The following is a 22,687-nucleotide window of genomic DNA, read 5'->3' as shown; positions in this document are numbered from 1 at the left end:
TTACTAATGTCTGTCTTATTTAATGATACGGCTGGTGTGCTTGAGACATCCAGTAAGGATTGAAGGAGAGTTTTATAAATGGTTTCAAATGATTTATAATCTAATCCATTACTAACTAACTTGAAGTCAGATCCATCATCTAAGGTTATTCCACCACCAATTACTTGAGTAGGTAGTCCTTCACCTTTTAATTGTTGGCCTATAGCAACTGGTATTGGATTCATGAACTTATAGAAGCCATCAGTATACTTACTAATCAAATCTTCCATAGAATCTAGAATAATTATCCAATCCTCTAACTCACTTCGACCACCTGTATCACACTCAGTTCATTCTGATTATGATATACAATAGGTAAGTCACTTAGGTTAAGGAACTGTCCAGTTAATCTTATCTCTCCACCATTATTGTCATACTTATATACAATCTCATCAGTAAACACTGTATAGTAATCAATTGCATGATTTACTTATCCCTTAACAAAGGCAATAAGATTGTTCTCATGGTCATATATAGGAAAGGACGAAGATGGATTAATCAATTTACTCTTCACTACTCCTTTATCGAAATACACATACTCTGCAACTAATCCATACTTATTAACCTTGTCCAGTATCTGTATATTAAGACGGTCATACTTCCCCTTCTTATTTACCTTTTGATACTCCTTAACTACCTTCTCACTACCAACATCTCGAAAGTTCATTATTTTGGCTAATCGCTTAAATACATTTTGAACAGCATAAGAAGTTAAACTGTGATTTTCCTTATTAGTAAAGACATTTTCATTTAGATAATCTCTACTAAAGACTTGCTCACAGTAAAATTTATATGAAGACAATTCTTTAATACATTTTTCTGCAACTGGTATAGACTCCTTCTTTCTGTTCTTCCCAAATACAGACATTGTTTGACGTTCGAAATTAATATCAGACCACTTTAGGGAACACATTTCAGACAACCTAATGCCTGTACCCAGTAGTGTAATAATGATTGTGTAATCACGGTAAGCGTGGAAAGCATGTTCTCTGTTCTTTAACCTTCTATAATAATTGAGCATTTGCTTAATGTGGTAATCAGTGAACACATCAATTTTAATGTCTTCTCTGGCTTTCTGAACCTTCTTAACAGGATTCTTTTCAATTACCTCACATTCCATCATGTAATTAAAGAACGCTCGAATACGCTGTAATTTGGAGTTTGTAGTAGTAGCATTGTTGCCTTTCTTCTGATAAAAGAGAAGATACTTTTTCACAGTATTAACCGTCACATCTTCTAATTTAATACTTGATTCTCATTACAAAAATCTAAGAACTGACCAAGAATATCTTTGTAGGCAACAATCGTTTTTGGGGATAAATTCTTAAACACTCGATCATCGTAAAAATCTTGGATAGCAAACTTCATCAACATAAAAAAAACACCTCACAAGTTTTTTCGTGAAGTGGTCTCTGTTGGTTGTAACAAGTTTCGCTACGACCATAACATTTTAAACATATTATAAATGGGCTTCAACCCTTGATAGACGTATGGTGACCCGAGAGGGGCTCGAACCCACGACCTCCACCCTGTCAAGGTGGCGCTCTCCCAGCTGAGCTATCGGATCAATATGTATCAGACAATTAGTATTATAGCTTACACTACACTTCATTGACAAGTACTTTTTATTAAATTGTAAAAAAAGAGACCCTGCTCTGTAGGGTCTGTTAGGCAGTTATTGCTCCTGCCATTCAAATGAAACGGTTGATTTTAAATTGCTATCGTCGCAGTGTGACGTTAAAAACACCATAATATTTGTGCCTGCACCAACGACCCAGCGCTCATCAACATCGATGGAGATCGTCTCGTTTGACGGAACAATTTTTATGGCCGCCTTTACGCCATTGACAGGATGATTGGGAAGAAGACCAGAATGAATTTGACCTTTCGGACGGGCGTTGCTCATTGAAAGGTCTGCCGGTGTTATGTTGCTGGACATTTTTGCATTTACAGGTAATGTTGGCCGAAAATAAATATGTGCAACCAGTGGATAGCATGAGAAATTAGATATGCAAATGCTTTGTACACTTAATTTTGTTCGCGAGCCATTTGGATTAACGAGTGCTGCCCACACATCTTCATCTGGTGGACACGGACAAATAGACAATACATTTGTAACACCTAAAAAACCATTGGCCTTCTCTTCTACGGGGCTTACTTGCTCTTTTTTTGGATTCTTATATTCATAATCTGGTAAGCTCGGGCAGTAATCACCGTTCGGGGCGGGAGGACTTTTCATAGCTGGCGCCATATTCGGGTCAGGGTAAACCATCTTCTGATTAACGTTAACGTTCGGGTATTGATTCGGCGGATAACCACCGGCACCCGGACCATATGGGTACATCCTATTTTCCATTCTTGCTTCCCCTCCTACAAATTTATTCACATTACTACCATATGTAAGGGGGCAAAAAATGGTCCATCGCACAAGCATAAAAAAAGAAGAAGGCGTAAGACCCTAAATTTTAATTTGGGGTCTTACGCCTTCTTTAGCCAATGCGCTCTTCTTCATCATGCATTTCAATTTCTTCTTTAGAAAGTCGTTCCTCATGATCTCTTAAACGATGCGCCAGTCGACTGGAAGCATTGGAAGCAATACTTGCGACCAAATCGTCTAAAAACGTATGAATGCCAGGAGTGCCTTTTGTATCTAATTGACGAATAATTCCTGGTTTATATTTATCTAAATAACCAAAGGTTGTAACAGCGATACTTCCATAACCAAAAACAGCACCAAGAGCAATGGTCTCATCTACACCAAATAATCCTTCATCAGAAGCAACAATGGATTGAAGAGGCTCAGATAACATGCCTTTTTCAGCTAGTTTATCAAGCTCAATCCCTACTAAGACTGCATGTTGAATTTCACGTTTTGTTAAGACCGCATCCACACTTTCAAAACACTCTGCCATTGTTAAATGAGGCGAAAAAGGAACTTGCATTTCATAAACAATCTCAGCAATTGCTTCTAACGTTACGCCACGTTCTGTTAGCAATGCGCGTGCTGCCGTTTCAACTTCACGGCTATGAACTTTTCTGAACATGATTTTCACCCTTTCTCTTGATCCAGGTGTTACATACATACTACTTGCTTCTATTATACCACTGTATGCTAAAATAGAAGAAGTACAATGTAAGCGTTGTTTTCATAGATAGGAGAATGAATATGGCTTCATTACAAGGAAAAATTGAAGAACAACTTTTTTATAGTAACGAACTTCAAGAAACACTTACGTTACTCGTGTATTATCCACCCAAATTTACAACACTCGTCAAGTATCCTATTCTGATTGCGCAAGACGGGCCAGACTATTTTCAATTAGGACGACTCGCTTCTATAGCTGACCAATTAATGTGCGAAAATGAAATGGAAGAAGCAATCATTGTTGGCGTTCCTCATCAGCGAAACGAGGATCGCAACGATAAATATCACCCACAAGGTAAGAAACACGACCAGTATTTACGCTTTATGGGGCTAGAGTTACCCACCTTTATTCATACTACATTTAATACGTACTTACTCGGTTCAGGAACGTGCTTACTTGGCGATTCGCTTGGTGGGTATGTTTCGCTGGCAAGTGCTCTCGCCTTTCCGCGAACGTACGGGCAAGTTATTTTACAATCACCGTATGTTCCTAAAGACTTGCTTCAACATGTCTCAAACTTTAAGCAGTTCGAATTACTGTCAATCTATCATTCCATTGGTGACGAAGAAGAGCAATTTCATTCACCTTCTGGTCAAATCAAAGACTTTTTAACGCCAAATCGAGCGCTCGCAGATCTTTTAAAAGGAAAACAATTTCCTTATTGCTATGAAGAATTTACGGGTAACCATTCTTGGGGAGATTGGCAAAAAAATTTAGTTCCTGCCCTCAAATTTATATTCGGGAAATAAATCAATTTGTGAAGTTGTAAGAATTTTTGATATACTATATGAAACGATAAGGGAGGAAGTTTTCAATGAGCTACGGAATTGCTATTTTTCCATCACAAGATTTAAAGGAATCAATTAATTCATACAGAAAACGATACGACCCACATTACTCAATGATTGCACCACATATTACATTAAAGGATTCGTTTGAAGCTTCCGATGCAGAGCTTGAACATATGATTGCTTATATTGAAGATGTTGCCTCTGCAACAATGCCCATTACCATTCAAATTACGAGAGTAAGCTCTTTTCACCCCGTTAATAATGCGATTTATTTAAGAGTAGGTGAAAACGAAGCATTAACTACGCTTCATGAACAGCTCTATGACGGGCCTTTAACACACGAACAACCCTATAATTTCGTTCCACATTTAACACTTGCACAAAAGCTTTCTGACGTTGAGCATGCCGATGTATTAGAGCGCTTAAAAATGGTCACGGTTGAACATGAAGAAATCGTTCATGAAATTCACTTATTAAAGTTTGATCATGATAAAGAGCGTTGGAACGTGTATAAGACCTTTTCTCTTGGAGGCAATCGTTAAGCGTGAACATCAAAATCATTTCAACAACAGACGACGCCTACCTTGATGCGCTAGCTGTACGCAAACAAGTCTTTGTCAAAGAACAAGGTGTAGACGAAACGCTCGAAATCGATGATCGTGAAGCAGAGTCACGGCATTTCGTTTTATATACAAACACTAACCAGCCATTTGGCGCCGCTCGTCTTCGTCCTATTGAAGATGGCGGTAAAGTCGAACGCGTCTGTATCATTAAAGAAGCTCGTGGTCTCGGTTATGGTGAACAGCTTATGCAGGCAATGGAAGAAGAAGGTCGCCGGATGCATCTTTCTTCCTTAACATTATATGCACAAGTGCAAGCAGAAGGTTTCTATAAAAAACTCGGCTATCTTACCCTTTCAACGGAACCTTTTTTAGATGCAGGTATATGGCATGTGAGTATGAGAAAAACATTGGACTAAAGTGTCCAATGTTTTTTTCTATTGTACGCGATTGAAACAGTAAAAAGGTGAACACACTGATGATATCATGGAAGCGCTAAAGGAGAATTGATAAATGAGTCTCAGTACAATCACAATTGAGATGATTGTTGGTTTCTTCGCTTTATTTTTATTAACAAAATTTCTTGGAAAATCACAGCTTTCTCAACTTACACCTTTTGACTTTATCTCCGCCCTCTTTTTAGGAGAGCTTGTTGGTAATGCCATGTATGACCCTGATGTTCCAATTGGAATCATCCTATACACGGTGACAATTTGGGGCATTCTCATGTATTCATTAGAAATCCTTACACAACGCTCCATGAAACTACGAAAATTTCTAGAAGGATCGCCCTCCATCATTGTTCGTAAAGGGATGATTGATCGATTGCAGTTAAAGAAAAATAAGTTAGACATTAACCAACTACAAGACCTCCTTCGACAAAAAGGCTTCTTCTCACTTCGCGAAGTAGAATATGTCATACTTGAAAGCAACGGTGAAATTAGTGTGTTACCAAAGAGCGGCTATGAGCCTATTAAGCGCATGGATGTAAACCTCTCACTTAGATCCCCAACTCTTCCTATTACACTTGTATTAGATGGCGTACTGGTTGAAGATAATTTACGAACCGCCGGTGTAAGTAAAGCATGGTTAGAGCAAGAACTTACGAAGAAAAACATTGCTACCATACAAGAAGTGCTTTACGCAGAATTTAAAGAAGGTGAAGAACTTTTAATTATGGGAAAATAGAAAAAACGCCAAAAATACTCCCTTTTTGGCGCTCTTCATTCTCTATGTTAGATTATGTGAAAAAAAGCTGGTTATGACTTTCCGCACTAAAAGTTAATCGCAATATGATTTGCCGCTTTAATTTTGTAATTTTGTTTATTAAAAAACACGAAAGCTTCGACGAGTAAATTGCCAATCACTTCTTTTTTAAAAGGAATTTGAAAATCTTGAAGTAAGATTTTTTCTCCCGGTTCAAGTCGCATCAACCGAATGGGACACAACCATATTTCGCCACGCTCATTTGCTTCCTTCGCCCAATCATTATCGACGAACATCCATTGAAAGTTTTCTAAGTTATCACTATTAACTTCATGCAGCTCATTGGAATAAATTTTACCTTTAATTACATTTGCGTCACTCGGTTGAAAACGCAAACATATAGATGGATTTTCCAATACAATAAGTCCGGTATTTTCAATAATAAATGACCCTCTTATAATGCCTGACTGATCTTCTTTTAAAATGATGGAATGATCAAAATAACATAAGCAGCCGTAATCTTTTTTCGTAAATATTTCTTCATTATTTTCATCCACTTTATGCGTAATCGGATCATTCTTCCCTTGCAGCATTAGCTTTTTCTCTAACGCCTTTATTTTCTGTAAACTAATATCTAACTTCGCTTCTTTTTCATTAATTTCGTCTTGAACTGTTTTCAGCAATTCTTCATAATCAGCAATGCGTTGCTTATAATCGACAACAGCTCCTGTCGGCACACTCGCTTCAAGCTGCTGGATTTTGGCTTGTAAATCTACTATTTCCGCCGTTTTTTCGTGGAGCTCCCGCTCTTTTTCGACCCCATTTTGAGCCGTTGCTTCTTGTAGTTCCAACTCTAATCGTTCAATTTGCTCCTCTGCAAAAACAAGCTTCTTCTCTGATTCCAATGATTTTTCTTGATAAAATTGGGCACGTGCGATTAACCGATCGTAACTTAACCGCTCCTTTTGAGAGTGCATCATTCAAGTCCCCCTTTATAGGCTCCTACCTTTATAGTATGATGCATCGCTTGATTCGTTCCGTGTTCTTGCAGAATTTTTTCTTAACACCAAAAAAAGAACGGGATCACTCCCGTTCTTCTAAGAAAAATTAGCGTAGTCTTAAATCATCAAACGATACGCAATATTCAACTTCTAAGCTGCCTTCTTCTACTTGAACGATACCAGATTCGAAGACAACGACGCCTCGCTTATCACAGAGTTGAAGCTGGAAGCAACTTCCGCCTTTGCTATCGACTGCTGCAAAGTTAAAGTCATACTCTTCTCCATCATCTGTGTTACCTGTACCAGAGACAAGGAACTTCATGCTTCGGCCATCTTGAATTTCACAGCAGAGTGAGTCTTGCTGGAACGTATCTGCTACGAAATTAAAGTTATTCAAGCCGCCGTTCTCATCTTCAAAGGTAAAGCGTAAAGAGCTTTCGGAAAGCGCACAGTTACGACAAATATCTGCATAGACACCGAGCTTACCTTTCTCTGAAGCTTTCGATCCAGTGCAACCACTCGCTTCTCCGCTAGTACTGCAATCACAACCAGCACGCGGGAAGATATCTGGACATTGCTGTGGAAAGTCTGGACTTGGGCAAATATCTTCAAACTCTTCCGCTTGCAAGTCATTTTCACGCGGTGTACAGAATTTTGCTAGTACTTCTAGCTTTACTTCTGCTTCAATTTGGATATCAACACAAAACGTTACAACAACCTGAAAGTTATTTGGTGCTGGACAATTTAAAAGAACAGATCCTGTCGGAATTTTACAAAGGACGCGTGTTACACGACAGAACAAATCTGTTCCTTCTGGATAACATAATACGAAAGGCTCTAGTACAGACGCATCGGTAGTTAAGCACGTAACAACTTTACCGCGACGATCGACAACTTGCACCTTAATGCCTGTTGTAAACAATAAATCAACGAGTTGAGCGTCTACGAAGCTACCGTTTAATGGAACAGTAACGTCGCGCTTATCACCAATTTGTTCACAGAAGAAAATATCCTTCTCTGAGTAGTACTCCTCTCCGTGTGCATAATGACCGGATGATGCTGGCGTCTGACATTGTAAACGTAGTGGACGTCGGCAAGGATCTTCTAATGCCTCTTCAATTTTACGTAATTGCTCTTGTGAGAAACAAATGTTTTTCGTAACTGAAAAGGTATCTGTAATCCAGTCATATACTTTCTGAACTCTAATACATTCTTCCGTCAGACTGTTCACGCTGGTCTTAGGGATTCCCTTTTTTCCCATCACTTCTCTTCCTTTCCTCATCATGTTATGAAGATTCTATACATACTATGGAAAGGAATAAGCTAATGACACTGAATGAAAGCCTATTTTTCATAGAAGTAGAAAGGATGAAGGCTATGATTGTCACTTTTGAAGAGAAAGAAATTGGCTCGTTTGACGATTCGTTGCTTGCGTTGCTCTCCCCATTATTTCCTTATTGGGGGCTACGCTATGACCAGCAAAAGCAACGTCTCCTACCAGATCTTGCCGGTTGCTCCTTTTATTTATCAGGGCTTCCTAGTAAACAACGAGAAGAAGTTAAGCGTTATTTACATCATACGGGCGTTAACTTGCAGCCCTCTCGTGATCATCCGTTAGCCATTTCCTTTGATATTCGTTTTGTTAAAGACCAAATAGAGGAATGTTTCATTGAAACTGAATCTGGTGAACAAACGCACATTACGTTACAAACAAAACCAACGCTCTCCTCCAGACTACATTCTTTTCTTCATTATAGAGGAAATCGAGAAAACTGCCGTTTGTTCTTTCGAGAAGATGCCTTACCAAAAGCCGCAGAATGGATTAGTTATGTCATGATACAAATGGGCGTCGGGCATCGTCTTCGTCCTTTGCCTTCTTCATTAACAATCGATCACATTAAGACAGCGATTGATCAAATGTTACACAAAATTAATCCCACCTTAGCAATGCTTCAAGCAGCACGCTTTCCTGAAGAACAAGAACAACAACTCATTCCGACAGGCTACAAGCCAGCCATTTCTGCTTCTACTGAAACTAAAATCAATCCCTTTAAATCATTGACGTCACATACATCCTCCATCCAGCCATTTAAGCAAAACACGAAGCCTGCCTCAACCGTCATTAAACCTTTTCCAACCTCCACCCGAACACGTCGTAAGGATCAAGAATAAGATACGGTATCACCGATGAAAGAAGGATTAAATGATGGATAAAGCAGCCTATCGAAAATTATATGAATCGAAAAAAAAACTAAAGTTAACAGAAGCTACTTTACTTAATAAACAGCGTCCTCAACCGAAAAAGGGTGGCTGTAAAACATGCGGTAAAGTTACGTGGAAACCTACAAAGACTACAAGGCCATAATAAACAATCTGGGTTTTCCCGTTACTAGATTTGCTTGCTTCCCACTATAGAAGTACCCTTTTGAGAAGAGATTCCTCTTCTCTTTTTTTGTTCTTTTTTAAATATAAACCCATTTTTATGTACGAGTAGGTACTTATCTATGCAAAAAATTAAGAAAGCAATATATTATATTATCCCTGATAAATCAGGAGAGCGAAACAATATAAAGGAGGAACAATTAAATGGGTTCTTTATTTAGAAAAGGTTACGATTGTTACGAAAGTTCGTCTTCTTCGTCTTCGTCATCTTCATCTTCATCTTCTTGTTGTCAACAACGTCCAAACTGCTGTGGATGTTTCTGTGACCAATTACGTTGCTTAATTCCAGGTACTACAGTTACGGTGAGCGTTCGTGGCGTATTAACACCATTTACTCTTGTGTTTGCAGCATTCTGTAACAATACTTGTTGCGTAACATTTGTAAACGGCTCTTCAGCAACACCAACTGGTGGCGTAGTTGTACTTGACTGTCAAGACATCGTAGCACTTCAAGTAGGTCCTTTCTAAGCAATAAATGATGACACGAAAACAACAGGCTGGTACTGTCAGCCTGTTTGTTTTTATCATAACACTTTCTATTTTTTATCATTCACCTTCCCCAAAAGCCCCCCTAAAAAAGTAAACAAGCCTGTAAAGGAGGTGAATGAATAATGGGAAGAAGAAGATGTTGTAACTCGTGTTGTAACCCTTGCTGTTTTCCGCCGTTTGGCTTTGGGTTTGGTTCTTGTGGCTTATTATGTAGTGCAATTGGACAAACTGTCACACTTACCTATTTCGGATCTGTTATAACAGGAACCATTACAGGCTGTATCGGGGGATCCGTCTCCATCGCAACAGCAACTGGGGTTGTTTTTGTAAACTGTGCTTTTGCAACTGGTGTTTCCTTTGTTTAATGTAAAAAGCAGCAATTTTGCTGCTTTTTTATTACATACCCGTTCTTTCTTCTTTTACATATACTGTTATGAAAATCGTAAGAAAGGAGTTTATGATGAGAATTTTATTCCTATCATCAGGTTATTTTGGCATTTATCAGCATTTCGAAAACTGTATACTGTCCGCGTTAAAACAAGAGGGGCACTACTGCCGTTTTTTATCTGTTTATCAATCGTTAGGACCGAGTTTTCCTTCTTTTCAATCAAAAGTAAAGCATTTTCAACCTGACCTCGTCTTAACATTAAATGGCTTTGTGCTCTCAGAAGAAGTAAGCAGCTGGTTAGCTACTAAGAACATTCACCGCGCTGTGTGGATGACAGAAGATCCTTATTATTTAGATTTAAGTAAACCCATCATTCACCGTTATGAAGATGTCTTTACGATTGATTCTGCGGCGCTATCTCTCTACAAAGAATGGGAACATCGTTCCGTACATCTGCTCCCACTAGGAACCGATCCTCACCTTTTAGATGCTGCTGTCGAAGAAGAAACGAGTGGAACCGACCTGTGTCTCGTCGGCTTTCCTTATCCTGATCGCATCTCACTCATTACAGCGCTTCTTCAAGATACGGACTATACGATTGCTGTTGCAGGGGGAATGTGGCGAGAGCTATTAAAAGAAGAACAGCATGGTGGAAAGTTAACCATATATGACTGGATTTCCCCTAAAAAGGCTTCTACTTTATATAAAAAAAGTAAAATAATCCTAAATACCCATCGTCCTGCTGACTTAGATGCTAATCAAAATTCGTTGCACATCCAAGGAAGAAGTATTAATAATCGAACCTTTGATGTTGCACTCTGTGGTGGATTTCAACTTATTTCCGACATGCCTGATTTGCGCACCTATTATACGGAAGAAGAAATGATTTCTTTTACCACCTATGATGAGCTACTTTCCTTAATTCACTTCTATATGAAAGAGGATGTCGCGCGAACCCACATTGCCTGTGCTGCCCAAAAAACAACTCAAGCAAGAGATACGTTTTTACAGCGCATAAGACAGCTACTTCAGGCTCTATCTATAAACAAGACAGCACATTCTTTTTTATCGTGCAAGCATCAAGGAAGGTTGTTACCATGAGAATTTTTTACATTCCTTCCGGCTTTCCGCGCATCTATCATCATATTGACCGTTGCATTATTCAATCGTTACGAGCTTGCGGGCATACTGTTACTTGGGGTAGCCACTTTAAAGGCATCGGACCGCTAACGTTCATGATTCACCGCTTTCAGCCACACGTTGTCTTAACAACGGTTGGCTTCTTATTACCAGAAGAACTGCTCTCTTGGCTAGAAGAAAAACAAATTCATCGCGCTATTTGGTTCACAGAGGATCCTCATTATATGGACACTACCGTTACGCTTGCTTCTCGGTATGATGTTGTTTTCTCAATTGAAGAAAATGCTGTCAATGAATATAAAAAGCGTGGACACTTGCACGCGTATCATGTTCCTCTGGCAGCTGACGTTCACACCTTTGTTCCTTCTCAAGAAGAAATTAAAAAGGAATTTGATCTCTGTTTAATAGGCTATCCTTATGAAAATCGCAAACAACTTATTTCCCATATATTAGAGCATACAACCTATTCTATCTTTCTTGGTGGTGACGAATGGCGTCAATTCTTTGGGCAAGAAAAACATCAAGCACGGGTCACGATCGAACCATACATCGCACCAAAAGATACTGTTTCGTATTTTCACCGCTCCTCTATCATTTTAAATCCGCAACGACCTCATGATTTATCAATGAATGAAAACACATTAAACATAGAAGCATACAACGTCAACAATCGAACATTTGATTTAGCTGCCTGTCAGGCGTTTCAGCTTCTTTCTTATAGAGACCGCTTACCCTTTGGTATGAAGGAACATACACACTTGGCACTCTACAAAAATGAAGAGGATTGTCTAAAGAAAATCGACTATTATTTACAACGGCCAAAGGCACGTCAAAAACTCTGTCAGGCAGCCTATGATACGATTCAATCGTTCCACACGTATAAACATCGTGCGGAAACCATATCAACGATTCTATCTACTGCATATTCTCTTGTTGAGCAAGATTCATTATTTTAATAGCAAAGAAGGCACGTGAAACGGTAGTAACAGCCGTTTCACGTGCCTTCTTGTTTTTATTTAAACTTGAAACATCTCCCACACAAAGGCCGGACCTTTTGCAAACAGCCGTAAGTCCTCATCACTTACCATCTGCACATCACTGCGCTTATACAACAGTTTCTCAAAGGCTATTCGGTCTTGGATCTCACATAGTTTTCCGGCATCGGAAAGATAAAATAAATCCTGATGTTTCAATAACAAGCCGTCCGGAAGTAGCCCTTTCATGATTTGCTCTTTCGTAAGCTGGCATCCTGGCACGACTTTACTCAAAAAAGAAGAAGAGACGCTAAGATATGGCAACGTATGCAAAGGAAGAGCTGTCTGAAGTGACTCATTCACTTCATGATACAGTGAACCATTTAACCAGTACCATTTTTTTGACTCTTTATGCTGTAGGAGAATCCGCTTTTGTGGATGTTGTTCATCAATTTGCTCGCCCTCTTCATATTTATAAAGAATAGGATCAGGAACTTCGACAAAACGAGAGTAATGAGATTTTTCAAAGTGAACGAACGAAATGGCTCTTCTTTTTCTTTCTTCAATTACAAAAAAACGACCATCTAATCCTTTGATAACCGTGCCTTGGGGCAAAGGGTCCGGAAGAAATTGACTTAAATATTGAAAGCAACTAGGCGTATTTTTCGTAATATCTAATACGAGTTCTATTGGGAAAAACGGAGCAAAGGAATTTAATCGATGCCAAAAAACAGCGTCAGCATTAAACCAATAGTCAGCATGATCATCCCAAAAAGAACCGTAGCGTTTTTTAACGTGATTTGCAATGTCTTTCGTATGCATAACCGAGCAATGATCTACGCGATTAGCGGCTTGATGTAAGACCTCCTTCGCTTCTAATAGCATACTCCAAATTTTCTTACCAACATCGTTATACTGCTCAATTTGCTGTGAGGAGTAGACGACTTGCGCTTCCTTATGCTCTTGGAAATAACGCAACATCGTTGCTAGGCGCTCTGGCATATAAACAGTATCATCTGTTAAATAGCTAATGTAGCGCCCTTGCGCCTTCTCTAATGCTAGATTAATTAAATAGGCATAACGCGTGACTTTATAGCGATCCTCATTTTTAACGCCACTTCGAATGAGTGTGATGCGCGTGTCATTTTCATAGGAAGCTAGAATTTTCTGTACGTCTTCTCCTGATTCATCATCCATAATGATGAGCTCCCAATTAGGAGTTGTTTGTGCTAAAACACTTTCAATCGCAGCGCCGACCATCGTTGGTTTATTGTAACTCGTTAAGATGACTGTAACGTCTACCATAATTCCTCCGTGATCTTTTGACATGTTGACACTACATGATTTCCTGTTTGCTTCCAAGAAAATTTTTTTACTTGTTGCAGCCCTTTTTCAATAAGGCTTGCATGTCGTTCTGGATGTTGAAGGACGTCTATTAAGCCAGTCGCAATACACTCGTCGTCTGTCGGATCTACATAAATTGCAGCGTCTCCAGCTACTTCGGGTAAAGAGGCTACGTCTGATGTAACAACAGGTGTGCCGCACGCCATTGCCTCTAGCACTGGTAAACCAAATCCTTCATACAGCGATGGAAATAAAAATACATCTGCACTAGAATAGAGCTGTATGAGCACGTCATCCGGCACATAACCGGTAAAAACAAGAGAATCAGTGATGTGAGATCGTGCCGCTTCTCTTTCTAACAATAACTTCATATGTGGATATATTTCTCCTGCTAATACGAGTTGATGTGACTTCTTCAACAACGGCGTTGCCTTAGCGAATGAACGAATAATAGCTGGCACATTTTTATGAACTTCTGCGCCTCCTGTATAGAGTACAAAGGGAGAAGTAATGCCATAACGCTCTAATAAGACTTTCGAACGCGCGGCTCGCTGAAAAGAGACATCAATTCCTCCAGAAATAACACGCACTTGTTCATTTTTCAAGTCTGTTCGTTGTAACACTTCTTGTTTTGTACATTCTGAAATGGCAAATACAACGTCACATTGTGAAATAAAAGAAACGATGGATTCATAGCGTCGTTTCCATTCTTCATTAAACAAAAAGTGTGTTGGAAAATGAAAAGGAATAAAATCATATACAGTTGTCGCTAACGTAACGTTTGGAAACCAAGATTTAGCTAAATTAGGTGCTATCCCATAATAATCAAAAGGTGACTGCACAAGATAAAGATCTGGTTGCTCTTTATTAATAAAGTGTACAATTTCTTCTTTGATCTTTTCTGCTGACCAATGTTCCATAAGATCAAAAACCACTATTTCAACGGATGGGTTTTGTTGCAATTCATAAAGCAACGCTTCAGAATACCGGCCAATTCCTCGCTGAGAAGAAGGGGTTATTGCATACGCTCGATCAAAAGCAATCTTCAAAGTTACTCCTCCTCATTGCCTTTTTCCAAATCTTCTAATTGACGCAAACGCTCTTTAATGTGTTGTTCTTCTGATTTGTGACATACTAGCAAGCCTTCATCCGTACAAACAACGATGATGTCACTTAGCCCTAGCACGAGCGTTTTGTACTGTGAAATTATCGTACAATTCGCGCCGTTAGTTACGATCCGCTCTCCGTGCGTAATATTGTCTTCCTCTGCTTGATCATGAAAACGTTCAAGCGACCCCCACGTTCCTACATCATCCCATTCAAACGTAACCGGAACCGTATAAATGTGTGCCGCTTTTTCTAAAATGGCATAATCAATAGAGAGCTTCGGCAGTGCTTCATATGTTTGTTGTAGCGGTAACTGTTCATTTTGAAGCTTTTCCCACAACTCTTTCTGATGCTTCTCCATATAATAAGCAATCGTTGAAGGTTTCCATATAAAAATGCCACTATTCCAGAAAATCGTTTCTTTTTTTAATAGTTCCTGCGCTACGGATAAGGAGGGTTTTTCAACAAATTGCTTCACAGGCACAATCGCCTGCTTCTTTACAAGAGAAGGAAATGTTTCAATATAACCATAGCCTGTTTCAGGACGCGTTGGTTGAATCCCCAATGTTACGATATAGGCATCATTTTTCGCAGCTTCTTCTGCTACTTCAAGTGCTTCTAGAAAAGCAACACCATCTGGAATATACTGATCCGATGGTGCTGTAACAATAACTTCATCGTCGTTATTCCGTAAGAAAGAGAGAGCGGCAAGCGCCACACATGGACCAGTATCTCTTCGGCACGGTTCAATAATGATGCGCTCATCCGTTAACTGAGGTAGCTGCTCTAACACAAGCGGCGCATATTCAGCTGTAGTGACAACATAAATATCTTCATGCGCTAGCTTCAGTAAAAAACGAGCGTATGTTTCTTGTAATAAACTATCCTTAGAGCGTAACGATAAAAATTGTTTCGGTCGTTGCGCTGTACTCCACGGCCAAAACCGCGTCCCTTGTCCCCCTGCCATAATGACAGCCTTCACACTAGTTCACCTCAGATTTCTACAGTGATGTCTCCATTACTATGTATGCACCTCGTAGATAAAGCGGAATAGGGCAATCGTCCAAATTCAGCATGTAACATGGAAAGCGACATATTTAAAAATAACCGAGTGCCGGTGCGTTTTTTCGCACAACCACTCGGTTAACTTTTAGTTTTTTCCTTTATATTTTTTCAAGTCACTCTCAACCATCATCCCAACGAGCTGTTCAAAAGACACTTCAGGTTCCCAATGTAATTGTTGCTTTGCTTTTTCGGGATTTCCTAGCAGTAGATCAACTTCAGCGGGACGAATAAATTTAGGATCGATCACAACATAGTCTTGCCAGGAAAGCCCAACATGACGAAAAGCAGTTTCTACTAAGTGTTTTACCGTATACGTTTTACCAGTAGCAATTACATAATCATCCGGTTGTTCTTGCTGAAGCATTAAATACATTGCTTTCACATAATCGCCTGCAAATCCCCAGTCTCTGCGTGCATCTAAATTTCCCATCCGCAGCTCTTTTTGTAGCCCACATGCTATACGTGCGACCGCATCTGTTACTTTTCGTGTGACGAATTGCAGGCCCCTTCGTGGTGACTCATGATTAAATAAAATACCAGAACAGGCAAATAAATTATAGCTTTCTCGATAATTCACCGTAATCCAGTGACCGAATACTTTTGCCGCTCCATAAGGACTACGTGGATAAAAAGCTGTGTGTTCTGATTGAGGTATTTCTTGTACCTTTCCAAACATTTCTGAACTGGACGCTTGATAAAAACGAGCATGTGACACTTTTTGACGCACCGCTTCCAGTAAATTAAGTACACCAACACCGGTTACTTCTGCGGTATACGTCGGTTGGCTCCATGAATCACCGACAAAAGATTGCGCAGCTAAATTGTACACTTCATCCGGCTTTGCTTCTTGCAGAGCCGCAAGCAATGAAGGTAAATCGCAAAGATCACCCGTAATGAGCTCGATCTCTTTTTTTAGATGAGCAATATTCTCTTCGTTTTGCGTCGCTGTTCTTCTTACTAACCCATACACTTTGTAACCTTTTTCTAGTAATAATTCTGCTAAATACGAACCATCTTGACCTGTAATCCCTGTAATTAGAGCCGTTTTCATTCGCGTCTTCCTCTCTTTAGAACGACTGTTCATCTTTGGGAAGTAAAGTTAATTGCTGCAACCGTTTCTTCATTCGCTCTCCACAAACCTTTGGAGAGAACTGTTCTTCTATCGTTTGAAGCGCCTTTTGTTCTTTCGTAGTTTTCCACGCCGAATCTTTGGTCGCTTTTTTCATGTAGGCTGCTGCTTCCTCAAGATCTGGATCTCCCCATTGTTGATGGGCTTTATAAGGTCCCCAGTCTTCTCCAACAGAAATGAGGGGAGCAGAGACAAGACAAGCATTCTCTTTATTCATAAAATCAAGATTTCCTGACCAGCCTGTTGCGATGGCAAGTTTACCAGCTTTCATGGCTTCTGCTATTGATAAACCAAAACCCTCAGAACGATGAAGGGAAACAAAGCAATCTACACACTTTATGAGCGCATTCATATCTTCACGTGATAAAGTTTGATTGATAACGATAATGTTCTGATAGTCAGCAATTAGCCTTTGTAAGTGTGCAAGCTCTTCTTCTAAATTCAACGTATTGCTGTTAATTTTAATGACGAGCGCGACGTTGGAGTCATTTGGTGCAAAGGCACGTTGAAAAGCTTTTATGGCACCTTGTGGATTCTTACGTATGAGCGAACTATTTGGATCATACATCATTAAAAATAGAAATGATTGTTGAGGCAAGGTAAAGGCTTGCCGACTTTTAGCGGAACAAGAAAGAGGTGGGGTACAATGCGGCATCCAATGGACAGGCTTGGTTGTGTTCTTTGCAATAGCATTCTGAATGAAACGTGACGGTGCCCATATTTCATCCACTAATGAAAAGCTTTCTTGAAATTCCTCGGGAAACTGTGGCAATTCCCAATGCCAAACAGCAATGTTATACGCGTCACGAAACCACTTTCGATCCAATAAGCGAAATCGGTAGGCAATGTCCAGCTGATCCGCATTAATATGGAAAATATTCGTGTTATAGCATGGTTCTGTTACTTCTTTATGCACCCAGGAATGATCTTCTTGTCGAGCAGCAATGGGCCAATAATGAACCATTGCTAGTGGAACATCCGCTGCTTCTAAAGCATGCGCAGCCAAACGGCATGACTGCCCGGTTCCTTGTTCTGCTCGACTATAGCCAATTAAATGAACACCCGGTTTTCTCATGCTAGCCTCACGCCTTCTGTCGTTTGATATACGCACTAGGCCAATGTGTAATAGGCGCGGTTAGGTCACTTTCATTAAAGGGCCAACTCGGTTGTTCTATAACATAGGCGTCATTTTCCTTACAAAAGGTTAGCGCTGCACTAGTTGGATGATCTTCTTTCCACGCAGGCTCACCTCGAGGCGTATCGTAAACATCTTTCATAATCCCATCGGTCGCTACAATATAGGAATCAACGGAAACGAGTGGAGCATAGGCACGCAGTTCGCTTAGCACATGCTCTTTCGTATGACACGAATCTAGCAAAATAAGGACGTTATCGTGTGGTTTAATACATGCTTTCACCGCTTCAATGGTGTCTGTAGCAACGGAATCGCCTTCTATTAATGTGATTGCAGAAGAAAGAGGATGTTCACGAATCGCTTGTTTATTATGCGGACGAATTTCAATATCGACGCCAATAACTCGCCCTTTGTCCATCGCTTTACATAAACTTGCATAATAAATGAGCGATCCTCCATGTGCAACGCCTGTTTCAATAATCACATCAGGCTGTATTTTATAAATAAGTTCTTGAATGCGAATCATATCTTCTGGAAGTTGAATAATAGGTCTCCCTAACCATGAAAAGGTATATATATACTTTTCATTCCAGCCAACTTTCGTCCACAAATTCGATAACAGTTCAAAACTTTCTTTACTATACAGCGATACATTTTTCATCACATTATGTTTCTCGTAATAGAGTGTTCCTGCTTCTGTATCAATACTAATCTTCAAAACGATCCCCCCAAAACAATCAGATCTGGTGTTAGCTTTTGCTCTTGCAGCATGATTTTTGATTCCTCTACATAATTAGGATTCATAATAATAACTGTTGCAATGTTACGTTCTTGCAGTTGCTCTAGCCCAATAATGAGGTGACCTGTTCCTGGCAAATAACCTCCATTTTTCCCGGGATTAATATCAATGACACAATTAATGTGCTCAACATCTGGATCAAACAAGTGGGCAAAGGTGACTCCCTTCGCACCTGCCCCCCAGATGGCGACGTTGCCTTTTTTCACTAGCGCTTGTAGGCGTGTCTGCCATTTTGTCATCATCTGTTTATCAGCACGCACTATCGATGTAACATCTGGAATCGATGCTTGTGGAACAACGGTATCATGTGAGGATCTTGCAGAACCTTCTCCCCATAAATATTGATCGCCAAAGACAGTGGTTGCACGCAACGGACTAATCCCCGCCTCAGAAAAGGCACGAAGCAGTGTTGAACGTGAAAAATAGGAACAATGCTCATAGAAGAAATCCCACGTCGCCCCGTGACGCACAATCCAGTCCACACATGGCGTTTCAAAATAATACCGCGCATTTTTTTCACATAGACCTTTTCTTATCTCTTCTAAAAATGCGACGGGTTGCTCGATATGCTCAATCACATGACGACAAATACACACATCTCCTTGCACACTGTGATACGCATCAGAAAAATAATCCCGCACAAAGACGAGGGCTTCATGCGGGTTTGCTTCTCCCTGATAACTCGGATCAAAGCCGTAGCCCTTATTCGTGCCCTCGGACATAATGAGTTGTGTCAAAAAATCGCCTTTTCCACATCCTACTTCTACAACCGTTTTTCCTTTCACATGCTTCTGTTCTTTAAGATATGTGATTCGCTCTTGCATATGACTTAAAAATGATTGTGAAAACGATTGATTGTTGTTATATTGCATCGAATAATTCATCAATCCCTCATTAAAAGCACGATTGAAAATAAAGCCACAACTTTGGCAAACACTCATTAACAATGTCCCTTTAGAGAGCGCTCTCGCTTGAGCTAGCGAAGGCATCACAAGGTTTTGATGAATGGGCACGTTTTCTCTATGCAAAAAATCCGTTAATACACCTGATTGACAAATGGGACACGAGGCTTTATACATCATCACTCCCTCTCCCTTCTTTTAGTCCTCGTAATAGGGACTATTTAAATCGTTATGAGATAAAATAATGGAATCTTTAATAGGCCACTGAATGGAAAAACGAGGATCGTTATAGCGAATCGTGCGTGCACTCTCTGGAACATAGAGAGCAGAAATCATATAGGCAACAATCGTGTCATCTTCAAGTGTTTGAAAACCGTGTGCAAAACCTTTTGGAATATATAAAGATTCACCACTTTTTTCTTGTAAAGTGACCGAAAAATGGTCAAGGTACGTTGGTGAATGCTTTCGCAAGTCAATAATAACGTCATGAATCGCACCCTTTAAACAACTGACAATCTTCACTTCTTCATAAGGTTTTTCTTGATAGTGCATACCGCGAATTGTTCCTTTGCTAGCATTAATCGATATACTTGACTGCAACCCGTCGCCACATAAGTTATGAGCGCTTAATGCGTTCTTACACCACACTCTATGAAAAGCTCCTCGCAGATCATGATGCACATCCATAGTCAGCAAATACGCACCTTCTAACGATGTTTCTGTTACTTTCATCGCTTTATAACACCTCAATATGCGGAATGGGCACAACAAACCGACCGCCCCACGAGGAAATATGCGCCATTTCCGCACAAATTTCGTCTTTTAAATTCCATGGTAGGATAAATACATAGTCGGGCTTTGTTGCCGTAATCTGATCAGGGTGCATAATTGGAATCCGCGTTCCTGGCAAATATAAACCTTGTTTAAACTCACTTTTATCAACGGTAAATGGCAAAAAATCTTTACCAATCCCACAATAATTTAATAGCGTATTTCCTTTGGCTGGGGCTCCGTAACCTACAACCGTTTTCCCCTCTTGCTTTACTTGTAGAAAGAAAGCTAGTATGGACGCCTTACTTTCTTTTACTTGCTGACAAAATCGCGCATATTGATCGACATCATGAAGCCCTCGTGACCGTTCTTGTGCCAACAGCGCTGAAACTGATTCATGTACTTCGTCTACATCTTCTGTGTGACCTGCATAAATACGCAGAGAGCCACCGTGTGTCGTTAGCTCTTCGACTTCATAAATCGTTAGTCCATGAACAGCGAAAATATGCTGCAATGTGTGTAACGAAAAATAGGAAAAATGCTCGTGATAAATCGTGTCAAACTGATTTTCATTCATTAACTGCAGCAAATGAGGAAATTCAGCCGTAATTACCCCTTCACGCTGCAACAGCATTTTTAAGCCTTTCACAAAATCATGGAGATCTGGAACGTGCGCTAGCACATTATTCGCAATCAGTACATCCGCTTTTCTTTTAGAAGCCAATTGAGCAGCTAGTAGCGTTCCAAAAAACTCTTTTACAATGGGAATGCCTTTTTCCTCAGCTTTTATCGCTACATTTTTAGCAGGCTCAATTCCGAGGACATCCATTTGTTCTTCTATAAAATATTGCAAAAGATACCCATCATTACAGGCAACTTCGACGACAAATGAATCTTCTGATAATGAATAGCGCTTCATAATATGTTCAACATATCGTCTGGCATGCGCTAACCACGAACTAGAATACGAGCTGAAATAGGCATAATCAGAAAAGATGGTGGCCGGTGTTTCAAATTCTTCTAACTGAACGAGTAAACAATTTTGGCAAACGTACGTATGAAGTGGATAATACATTTCTCCTTGGCATAAGCCTTCTTCCGAAATAAAGGCATTCGACAAAGGTGATAAACCAAGATCTACAAATGTTTGAATCAATGGGTCCTTACAATTACGACAGCGGTGACTTCCCTTCGTCACTCTGCTTCACCATCCTTTCATAGGTTTTTATTTGGTCCACTGTTTCCACATACATGTCTTTGCCTATTGCACACTGCTCATACCAACGGACGCTCCACACTATAGCTTCAGGGAGCGTTAACTTCGGAAGCCAGCCTAATTGTTGCACAGCTTTTTTTGTCTGTAATTGTAGAGTAGGTGCTTCATAGCGTGCTAGTTCCTGCGTCTGCTGCACCTCAATAGGCACAGAAAGACAACGATTCACATAACCAATGACTTCTTCAACGGATACAGCTTCAGCCGGATAAGGACCGAAATTCCAAGCTCCACTATAGGACGTTCCTCGTTCATACAGGTGTTGTGCTAACAATAGATAACCATATAAAGGATCTAATACATGTTGCCACGGTCGTGTCGCTTTAGGATAACGAATCACAATCGGTTGCTTCGTTATATGAGCCTTCATTAAGTCTGGTAGCAATCGATCTTGCGACCAATCACCGCCACCAATAACATTTCCAGCACGAGCAGTCGCAACTCCAAGCTTCTCGTTAAAAAACGAAGCAGCATAAGCTTGCGTAACAAGCTCAGCACATGCTTTGCTTGCACTATAAGGATCTTTTCCTCCAAGTGGATCTCCTTCAGAGAAGCCTTCATGATCGAAACGCCCGTCATTGCGATAACATTTATCGCTTGTTACATTCACAATGGCTTTTACGGTATCACACTGACGCAGCGCTTCTAGAAGATGAAGTGTTCCCATCACATTCGTTTCAAATGTTTCAACTGGCTTCTCATATGAAAGCCGAACAAGTGGTTGAGCAGCTAAATGAAAGACAAGATCAGGTTTATGTCGGCTTAGCACTTCTAGCAGTAACCTACGATCACTTATATCGCCTTCATAAGACTGAATATACTGCTGTAGTGCCGCACTTCTGTACAACGACCGATGATTTGCTGGCAACGCATAGCCAACCACGTTCGCACCTAATAAGTGAAGCCAAATCGCTAACCAGCTTCCTTTAAAGCCCGTGTGTCCTGTAAGAAGCACCGTTTTATTACGCCAAAAATGAGCATTCATC

General features: G+C 40.1%; 25 protein-coding genes, 1 tRNA gene and 1 pseudogene. 10 read left to right on the top strand and 17 right to left on the bottom strand.

The window, feature by feature from the left end; all coding sequences use genetic code 11:
• From A374_RS19630 to A374_RS14955, 5 genes and pseudogenes are all read right to left on the bottom strand, one after another.
• A pseudogene (locus A374_RS19630) lies at positions 1-269 on the bottom strand (phage portal protein); the annotation flags it as partial.
• Between the two features lie 200 nt (positions 270-469).
• Positions 470-1,255 carry a tyrosine-type recombinase/integrase gene (locus A374_RS14970; RefSeq protein WP_050979761.1) on the bottom strand — a complete coding sequence of 262 codons (786 nt, stop codon included), beginning with the start codon at positions 1,253-1,255 and terminating at the stop codon, positions 470-472.
• Between the two features lie 275 nt (positions 1,256-1,530).
• Positions 1,531-1,606: transfer RNA gene (locus A374_RS14965), tRNA-Val, on the bottom strand.
• A 108-nt stretch (positions 1,607-1,714) separates the two neighbouring features.
• Positions 1,715-2,395, bottom strand: coding sequence for a DUF6143 family protein (locus A374_RS14960; RefSeq protein WP_007203073.1), 681 nt, complete (start codon positions 2,393-2,395; stop codon positions 1,715-1,717).
• A 133-nt stretch (positions 2,396-2,528) separates the two neighbouring features.
• Positions 2,529-3,083, bottom strand: a complete 555-nt coding sequence (locus tag A374_RS14955; protein ID WP_007203072.1) for a phosphatidylglycerophosphatase A family protein — start codon at positions 3,081-3,083, stop codon at positions 2,529-2,531.
• Positions 3,084-3,205: 122 nt separating this feature from the next.
• Between A374_RS14955 and A374_RS14950 the strand changes: the two genes are divergently transcribed.
• The 4 genes from A374_RS14950 (at position 3,206) to A374_RS14935 (ending at position 5,724) form a co-directional block, all read left to right on the top strand.
• Complete coding sequence (locus A374_RS14950; protein WP_007203071.1) at positions 3,206-3,934, top strand: alpha/beta hydrolase; 729 nt, start codon at positions 3,206-3,208, stop codon at positions 3,932-3,934.
• A gap of 65 nt (positions 3,935-3,999) precedes the next feature.
• Positions 4,000-4,518, top strand: a complete 519-nt coding sequence (locus tag A374_RS14945; protein ID WP_007203070.1) for a 2'-5' RNA ligase family protein — start codon at positions 4,000-4,002, stop codon at positions 4,516-4,518.
• Between the two features lie 2 nt (positions 4,519-4,520).
• The gene (locus A374_RS14940; protein ID WP_007203069.1) at positions 4,521-4,955 is read left to right on the top strand and encodes a GNAT family N-acetyltransferase; all 435 of its coding nucleotides are present in this window, start codon (positions 4,521-4,523) and stop codon (positions 4,953-4,955) included.
• A 94-nt stretch (positions 4,956-5,049) separates the two neighbouring features.
• Positions 5,050-5,724: a DUF421 domain-containing protein gene (locus A374_RS14935; protein ID WP_007203068.1), complete on the top strand. Its 675-nt coding sequence runs from the start codon at positions 5,050-5,052 to the stop codon at positions 5,722-5,724.
• Between the two features lie 86 nt (positions 5,725-5,810).
• Here the strand turns inward: A374_RS14935 and A374_RS14930 are convergent, their stop codons facing one another.
• The gene (locus A374_RS14930; RefSeq protein ID WP_040340616.1) at positions 5,811-6,722 is read right to left on the bottom strand and encodes a hypothetical protein; all 912 of its coding nucleotides are present in this window, start codon (positions 6,720-6,722) and stop codon (positions 5,811-5,813) included.
• A gap of 127 nt (positions 6,723-6,849) precedes the next feature.
• A complete protein-coding gene (locus tag A374_RS19625; protein WP_007203066.1) occupies positions 6,850-8,004 on the bottom strand; it encodes a BMQ_0737 family morphogenetic spore coat protein in 1,155 nt (384 codons plus the stop codon).
• A 116-nt stretch (positions 8,005-8,120) separates the two neighbouring features.
• Between A374_RS19625 and A374_RS14920 the strand changes: the two genes are divergently transcribed.
• From A374_RS14920 to A374_RS14910, 6 genes are all read left to right on the top strand, one after another.
• Positions 8,121-8,915, top strand: a complete 795-nt coding sequence (locus A374_RS14920; RefSeq protein ID WP_040340615.1) for a hypothetical protein — start codon at positions 8,121-8,123, stop codon at positions 8,913-8,915.
• A gap of 31 nt (positions 8,916-8,946) precedes the next feature.
• Positions 8,947-9,108 (top strand): hypothetical protein, encoded by a 162-nt coding sequence (locus A374_RS20695; RefSeq protein WP_156793236.1) that lies wholly within the window; start codon positions 8,947-8,949, stop codon positions 9,106-9,108.
• A 221-nt stretch (positions 9,109-9,329) separates the two neighbouring features.
• Complete coding sequence (locus A374_RS20690; protein ID WP_156793235.1) at positions 9,330-9,653, top strand: hypothetical protein; 324 nt, start codon at positions 9,330-9,332, stop codon at positions 9,651-9,653.
• Between the two features lie 143 nt (positions 9,654-9,796).
• Positions 9,797-10,039 (top strand): hypothetical protein, encoded by a 243-nt coding sequence (locus tag A374_RS20685; RefSeq protein WP_156793234.1) that lies wholly within the window; start codon positions 9,797-9,799, stop codon positions 10,037-10,039.
• 95 nt (positions 10,040-10,134) lie between these two features.
• Positions 10,135-11,163, top strand: a complete 1,029-nt coding sequence (locus A374_RS14915) for a CgeB family protein (RefSeq protein ID WP_007203065.1) — start codon at positions 10,135-10,137, stop codon at positions 11,161-11,163.
• On the top strand, positions 11,160-12,158 hold the full coding sequence (locus A374_RS14910) for a CgeB family protein (RefSeq protein ID WP_007203064.1): 999 nt from the start codon (positions 11,160-11,162) through the stop codon (positions 12,156-12,158). The genes A374_RS14915 and A374_RS14910 overlap by 4 nt, the downstream gene beginning before the upstream one ends.
• A 60-nt stretch (positions 12,159-12,218) precedes the next feature.
• Here A374_RS14910 and A374_RS14905 read toward each other — a convergent pair whose 3' ends face one another.
• The 10 genes from A374_RS14905 to rfbG all read right to left on the bottom strand — a co-directional run bounded on the left by A374_RS14905 (position 12,219) and on the right by rfbG (position 22,686).
• Positions 12,219-13,505: a glycosyltransferase family 2 protein gene (locus A374_RS14905; protein WP_007203063.1), complete on the bottom strand. Its 1,287-nt coding sequence runs from the start codon at positions 13,503-13,505 to the stop codon at positions 12,219-12,221.
• A complete protein-coding gene (locus A374_RS14900; protein WP_007203062.1) occupies positions 13,475-14,569 on the bottom strand; it encodes a glycosyltransferase family 4 protein in 1,095 nt (364 codons plus the stop codon). Before A374_RS14900 ends, A374_RS14905 begins: the two co-directional genes overlap by 31 nt.
• Positions 14,570-14,571: 2 nt before the next feature.
• On the bottom strand, positions 14,572-15,609 hold the full coding sequence (locus A374_RS14895) for a mannose-1-phosphate guanylyltransferase (protein WP_007203061.1): 1,038 nt from the start codon (positions 15,607-15,609) through the stop codon (positions 14,572-14,574).
• A 168-nt stretch (positions 15,610-15,777) separates the two neighbouring features.
• Complete coding sequence (gene gmd / locus A374_RS14890) at positions 15,778-16,743, bottom strand: GDP-mannose 4,6-dehydratase (protein ID WP_007203060.1); 966 nt, start codon at positions 16,741-16,743, stop codon at positions 15,778-15,780.
• Between the two features lie 16 nt (positions 16,744-16,759).
• Positions 16,760-17,896: a glycosyltransferase gene (locus tag A374_RS14885; RefSeq protein ID WP_007203059.1), complete on the bottom strand. Its 1,137-nt coding sequence runs from the start codon at positions 17,894-17,896 to the stop codon at positions 16,760-16,762.
• Positions 17,897-17,903: 7 nt separating this feature from the next.
• Positions 17,904-18,674 (bottom strand): cephalosporin hydroxylase family protein, encoded by a 771-nt coding sequence (locus tag A374_RS14880; RefSeq protein WP_007203058.1) that lies wholly within the window; start codon positions 18,672-18,674, stop codon positions 17,904-17,906.
• Positions 18,671-19,837 (bottom strand): class I SAM-dependent methyltransferase, encoded by a 1,167-nt coding sequence (locus A374_RS14875; RefSeq protein ID WP_007203057.1) that lies wholly within the window; start codon positions 19,835-19,837, stop codon positions 18,671-18,673. The genes A374_RS14880 and A374_RS14875 overlap by 4 nt, the downstream gene beginning before the upstream one ends.
• 18 nt (positions 19,838-19,855) lie before the next feature.
• Positions 19,856-20,389, bottom strand: coding sequence for a dTDP-4-dehydrorhamnose 3,5-epimerase family protein (locus A374_RS14870; protein WP_007203056.1), 534 nt, complete (start codon positions 20,387-20,389; stop codon positions 19,856-19,858).
• Positions 20,390-20,393: 4 nt separating this feature from the next.
• On the bottom strand, positions 20,394-21,626 hold the full coding sequence (locus A374_RS14865) for a class I SAM-dependent methyltransferase (protein ID WP_040340614.1): 1,233 nt from the start codon (positions 21,624-21,626) through the stop codon (positions 20,394-20,396).
• Positions 21,598-22,686, bottom strand: coding sequence for a CDP-glucose 4,6-dehydratase (gene rfbG, locus A374_RS14860; RefSeq protein WP_007203054.1), 1,089 nt, complete (start codon positions 22,684-22,686; stop codon positions 21,598-21,600). Before rfbG ends, A374_RS14865 begins: the two co-directional genes overlap by 29 nt.
• Between the last annotated feature and the right edge of the window lies 1 nt (position 22,687).

Source organism: Fictibacillus macauensis ZFHKF-1, from assembly GCF_000269865.1.
Lineage (GTDB): Bacteria > Bacillota > Bacilli > Bacillales > Fictibacillaceae > Fictibacillus_C > Fictibacillus_C macauensis.
Note: the sequence above shows the minus strand (reverse complement) of the source record. Positions and strands in the feature narration are given on the sequence as shown.

Bases quoted from the DNA above. Each gene is read 5' to 3' on its own strand.
- A374_RS20690 (WP_156793235.1), top strand. From the start codon at position 9,330: ATGGGTTCTTTATTTAGAAAAGGTTACGATTGTTACGAAAGTTCGTCT.
- A374_RS19625 (WP_007203066.1), bottom strand. From the start codon at position 8,004: ATGGGAAAAAAGGGAATCCCTAAGACCAGCGTGAACAGTCTGACGGAA.
- A374_RS14870 (WP_007203056.1), bottom strand. From the start codon at position 20,389: ATGAAAGTAACAGAAACATCGTTAGAAGGTGCGTATTTGCTGACTATG.
- A374_RS20695 (WP_156793236.1), top strand. From the start codon at position 8,947: ATGATGGATAAAGCAGCCTATCGAAAATTATATGAATCGAAAAAAAAA.
- A374_RS14910 (WP_007203064.1), top strand. From the start codon at position 11,160: ATGAGAATTTTTTACATTCCTTCCGGCTTTCCGCGCATCTATCATCAT.
- A374_RS14920 (WP_040340615.1), top strand. From the start codon at position 8,121: ATGATTGTCACTTTTGAAGAGAAAGAAATTGGCTCGTTTGACGATTCG.
- A374_RS14935 (WP_007203068.1), top strand. From the start codon at position 5,050: ATGAGTCTCAGTACAATCACAATTGAGATGATTGTTGGTTTCTTCGCT.
- gmd (WP_007203060.1), bottom strand. From the start codon at position 16,743: ATGAAAACGGCTCTAATTACAGGGATTACAGGTCAAGATGGTTCGTAT.
- A374_RS14955 (WP_007203072.1), bottom strand. From the start codon at position 3,083: ATGTTCAGAAAAGTTCATAGCCGTGAAGTTGAAACGGCAGCACGCGCA.
- A374_RS14875 (WP_007203057.1), bottom strand. From the start codon at position 19,837: ATGATGTATAAAGCCTCGTGTCCCATTTGTCAATCAGGTGTATTAACG.
- A374_RS14885 (WP_007203059.1), bottom strand. From the start codon at position 17,896: ATGAGAAAACCGGGTGTTCATTTAATTGGCTATAGTCGAGCAGAACAA.
- A374_RS14950 (WP_007203071.1), top strand. From the start codon at position 3,206: ATGGCTTCATTACAAGGAAAAATTGAAGAACAACTTTTTTATAGTAAC.
- rfbG (WP_007203054.1), bottom strand. From the start codon at position 22,686: ATGAATGCTCATTTTTGGCGTAATAAAACGGTGCTTCTTACAGGACAC.
- A374_RS14915 (WP_007203065.1), top strand. From the start codon at position 10,135: ATGAGAATTTTATTCCTATCATCAGGTTATTTTGGCATTTATCAGCAT.
- A374_RS14930 (WP_040340616.1), bottom strand. From the start codon at position 6,722: ATGATGCACTCTCAAAAGGAGCGGTTAAGTTACGATCGGTTAATCGCA.
- A374_RS14905 (WP_007203063.1), bottom strand. From the start codon at position 13,505: ATGTCAAAAGATCACGGAGGAATTATGGTAGACGTTACAGTCATCTTA.
- A374_RS14945 (WP_007203070.1), top strand. From the start codon at position 4,000: ATGAGCTACGGAATTGCTATTTTTCCATCACAAGATTTAAAGGAATCA.
- A374_RS20685 (WP_156793234.1), top strand. From the start codon at position 9,797: ATGGGAAGAAGAAGATGTTGTAACTCGTGTTGTAACCCTTGCTGTTTT.
- A374_RS14960 (WP_007203073.1), bottom strand. From the start codon at position 2,395: ATGGAAAATAGGATGTACCCATATGGTCCGGGTGCCGGTGGTTATCCG.